Origin of the sequence: Nonomuraea sp. NPDC059023, from assembly GCF_042740095.1 — a bacterium.
Classification (GTDB): Bacteria; Actinomycetota; Actinomycetes; order Streptosporangiales; family Streptosporangiaceae; genus Nonomuraea.
This window is the reverse complement of sequence record NZ_JBHYIO010000020.1, coordinates 172,359-185,187: the sequence shown is the minus strand read 5'-3', so window position 1 is coordinate 185,187 and position 12,829 is coordinate 172,359. Positions and strand designations below refer to the sequence as shown.

Genomic DNA, 12,829 nt, shown 5'->3' with positions numbered 1-12,829 from the left:
GAACATCTTCCTCAGGGCAGTAGTTGCAGAAACGCTTTGTCTGCTACGGTGCAGAGATGTCAACGGACCCCAGCAAGGTCTTCCGCCGCTATCTGAGCGCCGGCGTGATCAACGCGCTGGCCACGGCGGAGGCGGCGGGACTCAACGCCACCGACTACTACGCGCTGAACCTGCTCGACCTGTCCGGTCCGCTGACCTCCGGCGACCTGGCCGCCGGCACCGGCCTGACCACGGGCGCGACCACGCGCCTCATCGACCGGCTGGAGAAGGGCGGGTTCGCGCGCCGCGTGCCGGACCCGGACGACCGGCGCAAGGTCATCGTGGAGTCGGTGGCGCGGCCGGAGGGGTTGGAGCAGGTGCTCGCCGGGACCCGGCGGCGGCTCGGCGAGGTGTTCGAGGGGATGGCGGAGGGGGATCGGGCGGTGCTGTTCCGCTACTTCACCGAGGCCGCCGACGCCTACCAGGCCGCCACCCAAGAACTCCACCAACCCCGAACCCCCTGACCTTCCCGCCTCCAGGCATTACGGTCTTTCGCCCTTCCCAGACCCCGGAACCCCAGCTCGCTCCAGACCCAGGGAACCCGGGGTCCGGGGCCTGAGAGGCCGGGACCGGGGTCCGGCGTCCGGGGTTCGGGGGCCAGAGGGCCGGGGTCTGAGGGGCCCGGGGCCCGGGGTGCCCGGAGGCACGAGGCCCGGAGGCCAGGACCCCGGGCTCCCTGGGCCCGGGAGTCCGGGAGTCCGGGAGTCCGGGGGTCCGGGGGTCCGGGACCTGGGGGCCCGGAAATCCGGGGTTCGAGGCCTGGGGGTCCGGGGGTCCGGGGGTTTTTTGGGGTTTGGCGGGGTGTCAGCGGGAGGTGGGTAGGAGCGGGAAGGAGGGCTGGGCGGACTTGAAGGCGGTGTCCGTGCCGCAGGCGCCCTTCAGCAGGAAGGAACCCAAGGCCGGGTCGATGTCGTTGGGCAGCATCTGCCCGTTCTCGTCAAAGCGCTGGTACTTCATGAGGTTCATCCCGAACGACACCTGTCGCCGCCCGTCCTCGCTGACCAGCGACTGCGTGCCCATCCCGAACACCCCGCCGTCATGCCCCCAGAACCGCCCGCACGGCAGGTCCAGCGGATACAGCCCCAGCCCGTAGTCCATGGCGAACCCGGCCACCCCCACCTTCACCGTCGTCTTCATCTGGGCCAGCGACGCCGGCCCGATCAGGTCGCCCCGCAGCAGCGACCGGTAGAAGGAGTTGAGGTCGTCCATGGTCGAGACCAGGTTCCCGGCGACTCCGGCCCACGACATGTCGTACACGCTGTAGTCGCGCGGCGGGTCGATCCAGCCGTACATGTTCTCGTAGGCCTTGGAGTGCGCCCCCCGGATGTACGGCGAGCGCGGGAAGGCCGTCTCCCGCAGCCCCGCCTTCCTGATCACGTGGCGGGTGATGTAGTCTTCGGGGCTCATCCCCGTGACCTTCCGCAGCACCAGCCCGGCGATCACGTAGTTGGTGTTGGAGTAGGAGCCCGGCTGGGCGCCCGGCTCGCCGTACGAGGGGGCGGCCAGGCCGAGCTTCACCAGCTCCTCGGAGGAGAAGGTGCGGAAGCGGTTGTCGTCCAGACTCTTGGCCGAGCCCTCCAGGAGCGACGGGAACGCGCCGGCGACGTGGTCGGAGATGCCGCTGGTGTGGTTGAGCAGCATCCGGGTGGTGACCTTCTGGCCGCGTTCGCCGGGGATGAGGCCGGGCAGGTAGCGGGCCACCGGGGCGTCGAGGTCGATCCGGCCGCGTTCGACCTGCTGGAGGACGGCCACGGCGACGAACGTCTTGGTGATGCTGCCGATCCGGTGGCGCAGGCCGGGCCGTACCGGACGACGGGTGTCCACGTCGGCCACGCCCGACGCGCCCGCCCATTCCCGGCCGCCGGCGCGCGTCTGGGCGTAGATGCCGTACATGCCCGCGGCGTGGACGGCGTCGAGTGACTGCCTCAGCTCGCGCCGGTCGAGCTCGCCCGTGGTGGCCGCGGCCGGTGCGCCGCCGAGGTACAGGGCCGCCGCGACGGCGGCGACGGTCGCGATCAATGGTCGTCTCATGAGATCCAGCATGATCGCTGGGCGCCCGCGCGGTCAGTCCGGCGCGTCACCGGCTGGGAATGACAACTGTCATGTCCAGGTGAAGCGGGTGGCGTCCTCGGGGAGGCTGTTCCAGGCGAGGACACGTTCCGGCCGCAGGGCCCAGACGTCGGGCAGGAACGCGCCGTAACCGTATTTCTCCTTGTCAGCGGCCTCCAGGCGGCGGGCCAGGTCCGGGTCGGGAGTGGTCCACGTGGCCGTGCCCTCCACGATGACGGCCGCGGTCGCGTCTTCCAGGTGGACGCAGGCGTGGCCGTTCGCGCGCAGATTGCGGATGTGGACGGTCTCGTCGCCGCCGCTGAAGTAGAAGGCGTCCGCCACCCACAACCCGTCGACCGGGACGACGTGCGGGCGGCCGTCCGGGCGCGCCGTCGCCAGCCAGTAGCTGGGGGCGGCCCGGAGCTTCTCCCGCACCTCGCCCCAGGTCAGGGTGATGGTCTGCGGCTGGGTGCGATACCCGTCGGGCAGGTCGAGTACTTCGGTCCTCGGCTCCATGGCCCGAGTATGCGCGTCAGCTGTCCGCCCGGCGATTGAAAACCGAACGTGCCCAGAAATATCCGGCGAAGGCCCCGGCCAGGCACCAGGCGATCGCCACCAGCCCCTGCCCGCCGACGGGCTGGCCCATGAGCAGCGCGCGCAGCGTGCCGATGATCGGCGTGAACGGCTGGTACTCGGCGAACCACCGCAGCCCCGCCGGCATCGACTCCGGCGTCACGATCGCGTTGCCCAGGAAGGGCAGGAACTGGAACGGCAGCCCGATGTTGCTCGCCGTCTCCGCGCCCTTGGCGATCAGCCCGAACGCCGCCGAGATCCATGTGATCGCGAACGCCACCAGCAGCATGAGCCCGATCACCCCGAGCCAGCCCAGCGGCCCCGCCGCCGGCCGGAACCCGATCAGCAACGCCACCAGCGTGACCAGCACCACGCTGATCATCGTCTGGATGACGCTGCCGACCACCTGCCCGGTCATGACCGAGGCCCGCGAGATCGGCATCGTACGGAACCGGTTGATGATGCCCTCGGTCTTGTCCACCGAGACCGAGACCGCCACCACCACCGAGCCGGACATGGTGGCCATCATGAGGATGCCGGGGGTCACGAAGTTCACGTAGTCGCCGGTCGCCAGGCCCTTGCCGATCGCCCCGCCGAAGACGTAGACGAACAGCAGCAGCATGAAGATCGGGATGAACGCCACGGACAGCGTCATGTTCGGATACCGCTTGGCGTGCAGCAGGTTGCGCCGCAGCATCGTCATCGAGTCGCGCATGGCGAGGGTCGTCGAGCTCATCGGAGGGCGTCCTTCTGGGAGTCGTGGGGGTGGCCGGTCAGCGCGAAGAAGACGTCGTCGAGGTCGGGGGTGTGCACCGACAGTTCCTCCACCTCGACCGCCGCGCCGTCCAGCCGGTCGATGAGGGCGCGTAGCGCGCGGAAGCTGCCGTCGTTCGGGACCTGCAGCGTGAGCGCGTCCTCGTCCGCGCTCACCTCGCCCGCCGCCCTGAGCGCGAGCTCGCCCGCCCGCAGCGCGCGCGGGTCGGCGAAGCGCAGGCTCACGTGACCGCCGGGAATGCGCCGCTTGAGCTCCTCCGAGGTCCCTTCCGCCACGATCCGTCCATGATCGAGTACGGCGATGCGGTCCGCCAGCTCGTCGGCCTCCTCCAGGTACTGCGTGGTCAGGAAGATCGTGGTGCCGTTCGCGACCAACTGGCGGATGATCTGCCACATGGTGTGGCGGCTGCGCGGGTCCAGGCCGGTGGTGGGCTCGTCCAGGAAGATGACCGCCGGGTCCCCGACCAGCGTCATCGCCAGGTCCAGGCGTCGGCGCATGCCGCCCGAGTAGGTGGTCGACACCTTCTTGCCCGCCTCGACCAGGTCGAAGCGCTCCAGCAGCTCGGCCGCCCTGCGGCGGCCCTCCTGCTTGGACAGGTGGTTCAGGTCGGCCATGAGGAGCAGGTTCTCCTCGCCGGTCAGATAGCCGTCGACGGCGGCGAACTGGCCGGTGACGCCGATGGACATGCGGATCTCGTCGGACTGCCTGGCCAGGTCGAAGCCGTTGACCCGCGCTTCACCCGCGTCGGGCTTCTTCAGGGTGGCCAGGATCTCCACGGCGGTGGTCTTGCCCGCGCCGTTCGGGCCGAGCAGGGAGAAGATGGTGCCGGTCGGGACGGTCAGGTCGATGCCGTCCAGGACCAGCTTGTCTCCATAGGACTTGCGCAGGCCGGTCACCGCGATGGCGGGTGGGGCATGGGTGGGCATGATGCCTCGTCTCTTTCGGACGTGTGGGTGTCGGGGGTCCTGCCCGGCCGGTTCCGGGCGCGCTCTGGCGCGCCGTGGCGGCGGTGCGGGGAACTGTCGCGCGCGGCCTGCGATCCCGGGAGCGGTCACCGGGCGGGCGTGCGGCGAGTGTCAGGTGAGGTCGGGGTCTGGGTGGTCAGGCAGGGGTCAGGTGGTCACCTCGTGGGGGGTAAAGGCGTGGACGGTCGGGGTTGCCGGTCAGGCGCGGCGGACGAGGATGTCGCCGTAGCCGGTCGTGGCGTGGATCTCGACCATGTCCTCCGCCTCGGCGGGGCCGTCGTGGGCGTCGAGCTGGACGCGCACGTCGCCGTACTGGGAGTTGACGTTCAGCCAGGCGGCCGTGCCCTTGCGGACGCCGACCTCCAGTTCGCCGTACGCCGTGTCGATCACCGTCGAACCGCGGACGATCTGGCCCAGCCGTACGTCGCCCGCCGCGGTCTTGGCGGTCACGCCCGACAGCGCACGCTCGACCTGGATGTCGCCGTAGGCGGTGTTCATCCGTACGTCACCGGATACCTGGCCGAGCGTGATGTTGCCGTTGGACGTCTTCACCAGCGCCGCGCCGTCGATCTCCCGCACCCGGATGTCGCCGTTGGCCGTGGTGATCTCGGCGGGCCCGCCGGCCCGCGTCACCAGGACGTCGCCGTCACCGGTGTGGATCTGGAGCCGTCCGGCCTCGTCGACGTCGACGTCGCCCATCGACGTGGTGAAGCGGCAGTCACCCAGCCGCCCGCGGCAGCGCACCTCCGCGTCGGCCCGCACCTCCACGCCGGACCCCGAGGGCAGCTCGACCGTCACCTCGACCGAACCACCCCACGACCACCACCAGCTACGGCGGCCGGTGTCCTTGGACGTCTTCACGGTCAGCCTGCCACCTGTGTACTCGACCCGGGTCTGCTCGGCGGCGCTGACATCGGATTCGTTGCCGGAATCGGCCGGGCGCACGTCCACGACCGTGTCGGTGCGCTCGCTCGCGACGATACGGATATGGCCGGTGCCGATCTCGATGCTGGCCGAGATCGGTTCGTTCGTGTCGAACGTGGGCATGGCGCTGCCTCCTCTTGATACCTGCCGCCTGTGCCGCCGGTAACGGCGGACCGATGCCGGCATCCGCCGCTCCCGTATGGCGGGGCCGATGCCGGTGTCCGCCGCCCTCAGATGCCTGTGCGGCGGGCCGATGCTGGTGCGCGCCGCCCTCAGATGCCGGTACGGCGGGCCGATATGACGACGGCGCCATGGGCGGCGCCGGGATGCGGGGTCAGCGGACCCAGCCGGTGTAGCGCTGGCCGCCGGTGCCGGCGTCCTTCGTTCCCCGGCCCCCGTGGTCGGGGTCGAGAGCCGCCGACACCGCGCGGACGAGCCAGGAGTTCACCGACAGCCCCTCTTGGGCGGCGGCCTCGTCGATGCGCGGTTTGAGATGGTCGGGAACCCGCAGCGCCACCCGGGTGGTGCCGCCTTCGTCGGTCTCCGGCGGGCGTACCGAGCGGGCCTGGGCGACTCCTGGACCCGCCTCCGCGTCACGTGGTGCCACGGGTGGCGGGGTCACGACGAAGTCGGGGTCACGTCCGCGCAGCCGTACGTCCACCGAGCCGGGGGCGAGCTCCCTGGTGATCTCGTTGGCGGCGGCCGACAGCGCCTCGAGCAGGGCCAGCCGGGCGGCCGACTCCAGCGACGCGATGAGGCGCCCGGCCAGCGCCCGGGTCTCCTCACCACCCGCCTCGGCGGCGACCGCCAGCTCCCGGCGGAGGTGATCGACATAGGGCGCGAGTTCCATGACACCACTATGACATGCAAGTGGCACCAATTCAAGCGTCAATGGCACCACCATGGCACCACTCAAGAAAACACCAGGTCAGGCAATCCTGCCACGCCTCCGGCCACGAGGGGAGCGGCACACCAAGTCGGCGAAACCCTGTCGTGGCGCCGGACGAGAGCAGCGGCGTTGTCCGGCCGCCGGGGGGCGAGCAGGAGGGCGCCAATCCGCCGAGGATGCGTTCCGGCTGCGCCCATACGTTTTCGGCTCTGGGCACGAAGTGCGCGGTGCCCGGCCAACGGGGCGGACGTCACGGCGGCCGGCCCCGCACGCTGGACGACCGTTCCCCTGGACGGGGCCCGGCCACGGTCGGCGGGCGGGGTCTTGGCGGCTGTGCCGTAACGGAAAAAAGGGGGAGATCAGAAGCGGGCGAGATTTTGGGAGAACACCCGCGCGGGATCATACGCCCGCTTGACGGCGGCGAGGCGGGCGCGCGTCGCGGGTGGGTAGACGGCGGCGACGTCGGCGGGGCGGGGGTCGCTGAAGAAGTTCGCGTACGCGCCGGAAACGTGCGGCTCCATCGCCTCCCACAGCGCGTCGTAGGCCGGCAGCCGCGCGGGGTGGTCGGCCGGCGTGCCGAGCAGGACCCCCATCAGCATCGCCTCGCTGTCACGGTGCGCGAAGGCGGTGTCGTCGCCGCGCCCCATCGCGCCCCCGACCGCCCGGATCTCGCGGAACATCATCGGAATGTCCGCCGACACCCACGCGTCGATCAGCTCATCCGTCAGAACCGGGGCGAACCGGTTGCGGACCATGGGGCGCCAGCCGGGCGGCAGTTCGGCGCTCTCCAGGACCTCGGCGTAGGGAACGGTCGAGATCTCCTGGAACGTCGGCTCGCCCAGGCGGGTCAGCGGCTCGACGACCGCGGGGGCGTCGCCCGCGTAGGCCGCCAGGATCATGATCGACGCCGGCGCCTCCTCCCCGAACGCCGGGTACAGGTGCGCCGACGACGTCAGCTCCTCCCCCGCCTCGCGCACCACGTCCCGCCAGGCCTTGAGGACCGCGGCGGCGTCGTCGGCGGGGTATCCGACGCGGGCGAAGGTCACGGTCGTCTCCCGGCGAGCCCTGACCAGGAATGAGGTGATCACCCCGAACTCGCCGCCACCGCCCCTGATGGCCCAGAAGAGGTCGGCGTTCTCGTCTGCGGCCACCCGCAGCACCTTCCCCGCTGCGGTCACCACCTCGGCCTCGACCAGGTGATCCAGCGCCAGCCCGTACTTGCGGACCAGCCACCCGATCCCGCCCCCGACCATCAGCCCGCCCACGCCGACCGAGTCGGTGTCACCCGAGGAGATCACCAGCCCATGCGGCGCCAGCACCCGCGAGACCTCGCCCCACCGGGCCCCCGCGCCGATCCGCACCAGGTCATCGTCCAGAACCTCGACGCCGTTGAGATATGCCAGGTCGATCACCACCCCGCCGTCGTTGGTGCCGTAGCCGGGCACGCTGTGCCCGCCGCTGCGCACCGACAGCACCAGCCCGTCGCGCACGGCGTGCCCGACCGCCTCGGCCACGCCCTCGGCGTCGCGGGGGCGGACGACGCGCGCGGGCGCGCCCTCCTTGGCGAAGGTACGGCTCAGCCGCTCATACCCCTCGTCACCGGGGCGGACGATCTCGGTGGCCGTCGTGTCGTTCGTCATCGCTGTTGCCCTTCCAGTCCGTGTTCTCGCAGACAGGTCGGAGCCGGTGACGCCCGCTCTACACGCCGGCCCAAGATTCTTTCCGGGCATGGGAGGGTACGGGGCATGGTCTTCGGAGTCCGCGCGTTCGAACTGGCACTCATGCACCGCATGCGGGACCTCAACCCCGCCCGGGTCGAGGACGCCCTCGCCGACATGGGCGCCACCCGCGCCGAACTCCGCGAGGCCCACACCCTGTGGACCCGCACCGCCTACGCCGGCCGTTCGCCGAAGGGGGCGGGCCGGTTCCGGACGGCGCTGGGGCGGCCCGCGTTCGAGGGCGAACGGCCGATCGGCAGCCTGACCTGCGACGTGGTGCGGTGGGCGCTGCCGTACTGGCCGGGGCTGGAGTTCGAGCTGCTGGTCGGGCCGGGCGGCGAGATATGGAACCAGTGGTTCGTCCGGCCGTCCGGTGACCGGACGCTGAGCTTCGCCGGCCTCGTGCCGTGGGAGTGCGTCGTCGCCGACGTCGGCGCGAGCTTCCCCGGCGCCGTCCAGGAGGAGGGCGCCGCGCCCCACCACTGGGCCGTCTCCTTCCCGCACTCCGGCACTACCTACCGTGCCCGATTCGTCTACGGCCTCCTCCAGCGCGTCGATCCGCGTTAGGATACAACTGTATCCATTCGGGAGACGAGGTCATCATGCGCGCACCTGATCGGCCGTCCGGCTTCACCAACGACTCCGCCCGCGACAGGTTCCACGCCGTCTACGACCGCATGCTCGGCGAGCTGTGGCCGGTGCCGGTGGACGCCTTCGACGTCGAGACCCGCGCGGGAAAGGTACGGATCCACCGGGCCGGGCCCGCCGAAGGCGATCCCGTGGTCCTCGTGGCCGGTGCCGGCGGGAACGCGCTGGCCTGGTACCGCTACATCGAGCCGCTGGCGCGCACCCGCCCGGTCTTCACCGTCGATCCCCTCGGCGAGCCGGGCCGCTCGGTTCAGACCCGGCCGCTCACGAACGGCGCCGAGGTCGGCGGCTGGCTCACCGACGTCCTGGCCGCGCTCGACGTCGAGCGCGCACACGTGGCGGGCTTCTCCTACGGCGGCTGGACCGCGGTGGAGCAGCAGCTCGGCGAGGGCGGCCGGGTCGCGGCGCTGACGCTGGTGGACCCGGGCGGCTTCGCGCCGTTGCCCAAGCGGTTCGTCCGATGGGCCCTCGCCGGGGCCCTCGCCTCCCTGCTTCCCCGCCCGTTGCGGCACCGCATGGCCGGCGTCGTGAACAACGGGGTGCTGCGCGAGGATGGGCTGGTGAGGCTGACGCGGGCCGGATGGTCCTTCCGCCGGCGGCTGCCCGTGCCGCCCGCCTACACCGACGAGCGGATACGCCAGGTGCCCGTGCCCGTCCAGATGCTGCTGGGCGCGCGCAGCACGCTGCTCGACCCGCGGGCCGTGGCCGCGCGGCTGGCCGGCATCGCGCCGTCCTGGCGCGTGGAGATCGTGCCCGGCACCGGACACTCGTTGTCCGTCGAGGCTCCGGACCTGGTCATCGAGCGCATCCTCACCTTCCCCCGGCAAAAGGCAGGACACGGGCATGCCCCGACAGGTGGATCATGACGAGCGGCGGCGGCAGCTCACCGACGCGCTGCTGCGCATCGCCAGCACCCGCGGTCTGCAGGCGGTGTCGATGCGTGAGATCGCCGCCGAGGCCGGGGTCTCGCTGCGCGTCGTCCAGTACTACTTCACGAACAAGCAGGCCCTGCTCGAATCCGGCCTCACCGAACTGGGCGCCCGCATGGAGCGCCGGTTCAGGCAGCGGACCGCCGACGCGGGCGAGCTGACACCGCGCGGCGTCTTCGCCGCCGTCCTCGGCGTGAGCGTGCCGTTCGACGAGCAGAGTGAACACGACTCCATGGCCTGGACCGCCTACTACACCGCCGCCCTCACCGACCCGGCACTCGCCGCCGTCGGGCTCACCCTGCCCAACGCGCTGGAGAACTTCCTCACCGTACGGCTGACCGCCGCCCAGCAGGCCGGGGACATCGCCCCCGATCGTGACCCGCGTACCGAGGTCGCCGGCCTCCTGGCTCTCGCCAACGGCCTGACCTCCAGCGTCCTCAGCGGGCAGCGCAGCCACGAGGCCGCCGTCGAGATCATCGAATACCAGCTGGACCGCCTGTTCATCGCGGGCTGACGCGGCGGTTGGCGTTCACCCGGGCGGGCCCGCCTTGACGCGCTCCACCAGGCTTTCCATCGATCCCCGGTAGCCGTGGAGGTGTTCGAGCCACCAGGTGGCGCCCGCCTCGGCGTAAGCCCGTACCGACGAGCCGGGTTCGCTCACGCCGATGACCGCCACGTCGAGGTCGCCCGCGCCCGCCCGGCGCAGCTCACCGGCCTGGGCGGCCAGGGCGTCCGGCGTGAGCGACATGCGGCCCTCCTGGTCGTCGGCCGCGACGATCCAGCCGTCCCAGCGGGCGGCACGCCGGAGGGCGGCGGGAGCCGTGCCGCCGACCCACACCGGCACCCGGGGACGCTGGACGGGCAGCGGCGCGAGCCGTACGCCGTCGACGGTGTAGTGGGGGCCGCGGTGGCGCACCTCGTCGCCGGACCAGAGCGCGTCCAGCACGCCGAGCGCCTCGTCGAGCACGGCCCCGCCGGGACGCGCCGAGCCGAAGGCGGTGAACTCCGCCGTCACCCCGCCCAGCCCGGCGCCCAGGATCACCCGGCCGCCGCTCAGCCGGTCGAGCGTGGCCACGGTCTGGGCCAGCCGCTCCGGTCGGTGCCGGGCCACGGCCGTCACCGCCGTGCCGAGCTTGACGCGCGAGGTCGCCTGGGCCACGGCGGCCAGCGCCACCCACGGATCGGCCGACGGCGTCCCCCAGGCGAAGGCCAGATGGTCCCAGACCAGCACCGCCTCCCACCCGGCGGCCTCGGCCTCCTGAGCCAGGGCGACCAGGCGCGCCGGCTCCGCGAGATCACCGAGAATCGCGATGTCAATGCCGTAACGCATACCCCGAGCCAACCACCCGCCACCGACACTTTCCCGGAGCGGGTGGCGATGGGACCGGCAAATACGCTTCCCTTGTCCGCATCGGACACGAGCGAGGGAGACCCGGATGGCGGTTCCTTCTTGGCTCGACGCGCTCCCCGCGGCGATGACCGAGGCGGAGTTTCGGGCACTGCCGGAGGCCGTCGGCAAAACCATCGAAGTGGTCCACGGACACGTGATCAAGTGCGAGTCACCGGCTCCCCGGCACAACCGGATCGCACGCCGGTTGGCTGGAGCGTTGGAATCCGCCCGCCCCGCCGCCGGGCCATGCCTGAGCATTGAGACCGGTATCGGCGTGGTGCTGTGGCGGGAGCCGACGTTCACCTTCCGGCGGCCGGACGTGGCGGTCTACTACGGTCCCTCGCAGGCCGATGCTTCACATGTCCGGGCGGTCGCCGAGGTCGCCTCGCCCGGGACGGTCCGCGAGGATCTCACTGACAAGCGGATCCAATACGCCGACGCGGGGATCCCGCTGTATCTGCTGGTTCTGCTCGACGAGAAATACGAGATCACCGAGGTCAGGGAGTTTCACCTGGACGCGGTGGTCTCGGAGTATCGGCTGCACCGGGTGCATCGGGACCGGCTTGAGCTGGAGTCGCCGATCCTGGTCTCGGTTCCGCTCGACGACCTGGTGGCACCGTAACGTGCTCCGCTGGAGCCCGGGGTGGGCTCCAGCGGAGGGGGAACGTCTACGGCCAGTTGACGGCGGGGCGGAGGGGGACGCCGGAGCGGCCCTCCTTGTCGAGCTTCACGCCCAGCACCTGGTGCAGCTGGACCTTGTTGCGCTCGAAGCCCACGATGCAGCCGGCCATGTACAGGGCCCACACCCGGGCCGTGCCCATGCCGACCTCCTGGACCGCGTCCTCCCAGTTGGCGTCGAGGTTGTCGCACCAGGCGCGCAGCGTCTTGGCGTAGTGCTCGCGCAGGTTCTCCTCGTGGCGGATCTCGAAGCCGAGGTCCTCCATCTGCCTGACCAGGTAACCCACCGACTCCAGCTCACCGTCGGGGAAGACGTAGCGGTTGATGAAACCGCCCTTGTTGAACGTCTTCTCCTTGCCGGTGGGCCGGGTGATGCAGTGGTTCAGGATGCGGCCGCCGGGGCGGAGCTTGCCGTACAGGAAAGAGAAATAGGCCGGTACGTTGGCCGCGCCGATGTGCTCGGTCAGGCCGATGCTGCTGACGGCGTCGAAGTCGCCCTCGGGGACGTCGCGGTAGTCCATGAAGCGGACTTCCGCCAGGTCCTCCAGGCCCGCCTCCTTGATGGCGGCCTGGGCCCATTCGGCCTGCTGCTTCGACAGGGTGACGCCGAGTGCCTTGACGCCGTAGTTCTTGGCGGCGTGCATGACCATGCCGCCCCAGCCGCAGCCGACGTCGAGCAGGCGCATGCCGGGCTTCAGGTCGAGCTTCTTGGCCACCAGGTCGAACTTGGCGAACTGGGCCTCTTCCAGCGTGGATTCCTGGGTGGGGTAGACGGCGCAGGTGTACGCCATCGACGGGCCCAGGACCCACTCGTAGAAGCGGTTGGAGACGTCGTAATGGTGGTGGATGGCTTCGGCGTCGCGCTGCTTGGCGTGCCGGGAGCCGAGCTTGGCCAGCGTGCTCTGCCGCATCTCCTGCGGAGGCGGCGGAACACGCATCATCAGCGGCTTCATGCCCAAAGAGCGGACGGCGTCCACTTTTTCGGCAAGAGTCAGGTCGTTGGTGGTGATGTTCCACATACGGTCGAGCAACGTGTAGATGTCGCCGTGCACATCGATGTGCCCCGAGACATAGGCACGCGCCAGACCCAGCTCCCCCGGAGCTTGAGCCAGGTACGCCACCGCGATGGGCGACTTCACCTCGATGGTGACGTCCGACCCGTCCGGCCCGGCCTTGCTGCCGTCATAGGCCAGGAACGAGATGTTCGACTGGGAACCGACGATTTTTTCAAAGATGGTTGCGAGCGCCATCA

The 12,829-nt window shown here is 70.9% G+C and carries 14 protein-coding genes; 5 read left to right on the top strand and 9 right to left on the bottom strand.

Going from position 1 to position 12,829, the window contains the following annotated elements; translation table 11 throughout:
- Nucleotides 1–56 precede the first annotated feature (56 nt).
- The gene (locus ACFWYW_RS31585; protein WP_379609413.1) at nucleotides 57–503 is read left to right on the top strand and encodes a MarR family winged helix-turn-helix transcriptional regulator; all 447 of its coding nucleotides are present in this window, start codon (nucleotides 57–59) and stop codon (nucleotides 501–503) included.
- 340 nt (nucleotides 504–843) lie between these two features.
- Here the strand turns inward: ACFWYW_RS31585 and ACFWYW_RS31580 are convergent, their stop codons facing one another.
- From ACFWYW_RS31580 to ACFWYW_RS31550, 7 genes are all read right to left on the bottom strand, one after another.
- On the bottom strand, nucleotides 844–2,070 hold the full coding sequence (locus ACFWYW_RS31580; RefSeq protein ID WP_379609412.1) for a serine hydrolase domain-containing protein: 1,227 nt from the start codon (nucleotides 2,068–2,070) through the stop codon (nucleotides 844–846).
- 69 nt (nucleotides 2,071–2,139) lie between these two features.
- A complete protein-coding gene (locus ACFWYW_RS31575) occupies nucleotides 2,140–2,604 on the bottom strand; it encodes a pyridoxamine 5'-phosphate oxidase family protein (RefSeq protein WP_379609411.1) in 465 nt (154 codons plus the stop codon).
- Between the two features lie 16 nt (nucleotides 2,605–2,620).
- Nucleotides 2,621–3,397: an ABC transporter permease gene (locus ACFWYW_RS31570; RefSeq protein WP_379609410.1), complete on the bottom strand. Its 777-nt coding sequence runs from the start codon at nucleotides 3,395–3,397 to the stop codon at nucleotides 2,621–2,623.
- Nucleotides 3,394–4,362 (bottom strand): ATP-binding cassette domain-containing protein, encoded by a 969-nt coding sequence (locus tag ACFWYW_RS31565; RefSeq protein WP_379609409.1) that lies wholly within the window; start codon nucleotides 4,360–4,362, stop codon nucleotides 3,394–3,396. The genes ACFWYW_RS31570 and ACFWYW_RS31565 overlap by 4 nt, the downstream gene beginning before the upstream one ends.
- Nucleotides 4,363–4,599: 237 nt before the next feature.
- Nucleotides 4,600–5,448, bottom strand: coding sequence for a DUF4097 domain-containing protein (locus tag ACFWYW_RS31560; protein WP_379609408.1), 849 nt, complete (start codon nucleotides 5,446–5,448; stop codon nucleotides 4,600–4,602).
- A gap of 211 nt (nucleotides 5,449–5,659) precedes the next feature.
- Nucleotides 5,660–6,175: a hypothetical protein gene (locus tag ACFWYW_RS31555; protein ID WP_379609407.1), complete on the bottom strand. Its 516-nt coding sequence runs from the start codon at nucleotides 6,173–6,175 to the stop codon at nucleotides 5,660–5,662.
- 398 nt (nucleotides 6,176–6,573) lie between these two features.
- Nucleotides 6,574–7,854 carry an FAD-binding oxidoreductase gene (locus tag ACFWYW_RS31550; RefSeq protein ID WP_379609406.1) on the bottom strand — a complete coding sequence of 427 codons (1,281 nt, stop codon included), beginning with the start codon at nucleotides 7,852–7,854 and terminating at the stop codon, nucleotides 6,574–6,576.
- Nucleotides 7,855–7,959: 105 nt separating this feature from the next.
- Here ACFWYW_RS31550 and ACFWYW_RS31545 point away from each other — a divergent pair, with 105 nt between their 5' ends.
- Genes ACFWYW_RS31545 through ACFWYW_RS31535 form a run of 3 tightly spaced genes read left to right on the top strand, consistent with a single transcriptional unit; the run spans nucleotide 7,960 to nucleotide 10,023 of the window.
- The gene (locus ACFWYW_RS31545) at nucleotides 7,960–8,499 is read left to right on the top strand and encodes a hypothetical protein (protein ID WP_379609405.1); all 540 of its coding nucleotides are present in this window, start codon (nucleotides 7,960–7,962) and stop codon (nucleotides 8,497–8,499) included.
- Nucleotides 8,500–8,534: 35 nt separating this feature from the next.
- Nucleotides 8,535–9,446 (top strand): alpha/beta fold hydrolase, encoded by a 912-nt coding sequence (locus ACFWYW_RS31540; RefSeq protein WP_379609404.1) that lies wholly within the window; start codon nucleotides 8,535–8,537, stop codon nucleotides 9,444–9,446.
- The gene (locus ACFWYW_RS31535; RefSeq protein ID WP_379609403.1) at nucleotides 9,424–10,023 is read left to right on the top strand and encodes a TetR/AcrR family transcriptional regulator; all 600 of its coding nucleotides are present in this window, start codon (nucleotides 9,424–9,426) and stop codon (nucleotides 10,021–10,023) included. The genes ACFWYW_RS31540 and ACFWYW_RS31535 overlap by 23 nt, the downstream gene beginning before the upstream one ends.
- Before the next feature lie 15 nt (nucleotides 10,024–10,038).
- Here ACFWYW_RS31535 and ACFWYW_RS31530 read toward each other — a convergent pair whose 3' ends face one another.
- The gene (locus ACFWYW_RS31530) at nucleotides 10,039–10,839 is read right to left on the bottom strand and encodes an LLM class flavin-dependent oxidoreductase (RefSeq protein WP_379609402.1); all 801 of its coding nucleotides are present in this window, start codon (nucleotides 10,837–10,839) and stop codon (nucleotides 10,039–10,041) included.
- A gap of 106 nt (nucleotides 10,840–10,945) precedes the next feature.
- On the opposite strand from ACFWYW_RS31530, the gene ACFWYW_RS31525 reads away from it, so the two are divergent.
- Complete coding sequence (locus ACFWYW_RS31525; RefSeq protein ID WP_379609401.1) at nucleotides 10,946–11,521, top strand: Uma2 family endonuclease; 576 nt, start codon at nucleotides 10,946–10,948, stop codon at nucleotides 11,519–11,521.
- 46 nt (nucleotides 11,522–11,567) lie between these two features.
- On the opposite strand, the gene ACFWYW_RS31520 is transcribed toward ACFWYW_RS31525, so the two are convergent.
- Nucleotides 11,568–12,827, bottom strand: coding sequence for a class I SAM-dependent methyltransferase (locus ACFWYW_RS31520; RefSeq protein WP_379609400.1), 1,260 nt, complete (start codon nucleotides 12,825–12,827; stop codon nucleotides 11,568–11,570).
- Nucleotides 12,828–12,829 lie beyond the last annotated feature (2 nt).

Excerpts from the sequence above, each read along its gene's own strand:
- ACFWYW_RS31585 (WP_379609413.1), top strand. The coding sequence starts at position 57 with ATGTCAACGGACCCCAGCAAGGTCTTCCGCCGCTATCTGAGCGCCGGC.
- ACFWYW_RS31580 (WP_379609412.1), bottom strand. The coding sequence starts at position 2,070 with ATGAGACGACCATTGATCGCGACCGTCGCCGCCGTCGCGGCGGCCCTG.
- ACFWYW_RS31575 (WP_379609411.1), bottom strand. The coding sequence starts at position 2,604 with ATGGAGCCGAGGACCGAAGTACTCGACCTGCCCGACGGGTATCGCACC.
- ACFWYW_RS31570 (WP_379609410.1), bottom strand. The coding sequence starts at position 3,397 with ATGAGCTCGACGACCCTCGCCATGCGCGACTCGATGACGATGCTGCGG.
- ACFWYW_RS31565 (WP_379609409.1), bottom strand. The coding sequence starts at position 4,362 with ATGCCCACCCATGCCCCACCCGCCATCGCGGTGACCGGCCTGCGCAAG.
- ACFWYW_RS31560 (WP_379609408.1), bottom strand. The coding sequence starts at position 5,448 with ATGCCCACGTTCGACACGAACGAACCGATCTCGGCCAGCATCGAGATC.
- ACFWYW_RS31555 (WP_379609407.1), bottom strand. The coding sequence starts at position 6,175 with ATGGAACTCGCGCCCTATGTCGATCACCTCCGCCGGGAGCTGGCGGTC.
- ACFWYW_RS31550 (WP_379609406.1), bottom strand. The coding sequence starts at position 7,854 with ATGACGAACGACACGACGGCCACCGAGATCGTCCGCCCCGGTGACGAG.
- ACFWYW_RS31545 (WP_379609405.1), top strand. The coding sequence starts at position 7,960 with ATGGTCTTCGGAGTCCGCGCGTTCGAACTGGCACTCATGCACCGCATG.
- ACFWYW_RS31540 (WP_379609404.1), top strand. The coding sequence starts at position 8,535 with ATGCGCGCACCTGATCGGCCGTCCGGCTTCACCAACGACTCCGCCCGC.
- ACFWYW_RS31535 (WP_379609403.1), top strand. The coding sequence starts at position 9,424 with ATGCCCCGACAGGTGGATCATGACGAGCGGCGGCGGCAGCTCACCGAC.
- ACFWYW_RS31530 (WP_379609402.1), bottom strand. The coding sequence starts at position 10,839 with ATGCGTTACGGCATTGACATCGCGATTCTCGGTGATCTCGCGGAGCCG.
- ACFWYW_RS31525 (WP_379609401.1), top strand. The coding sequence starts at position 10,946 with ATGGCGGTTCCTTCTTGGCTCGACGCGCTCCCCGCGGCGATGACCGAG.
- ACFWYW_RS31520 (WP_379609400.1), bottom strand. The coding sequence starts at position 12,827 with ATGGCGCTCGCAACCATCTTTGAAAAAATCGTCGGTTCCCAGTCGAAC.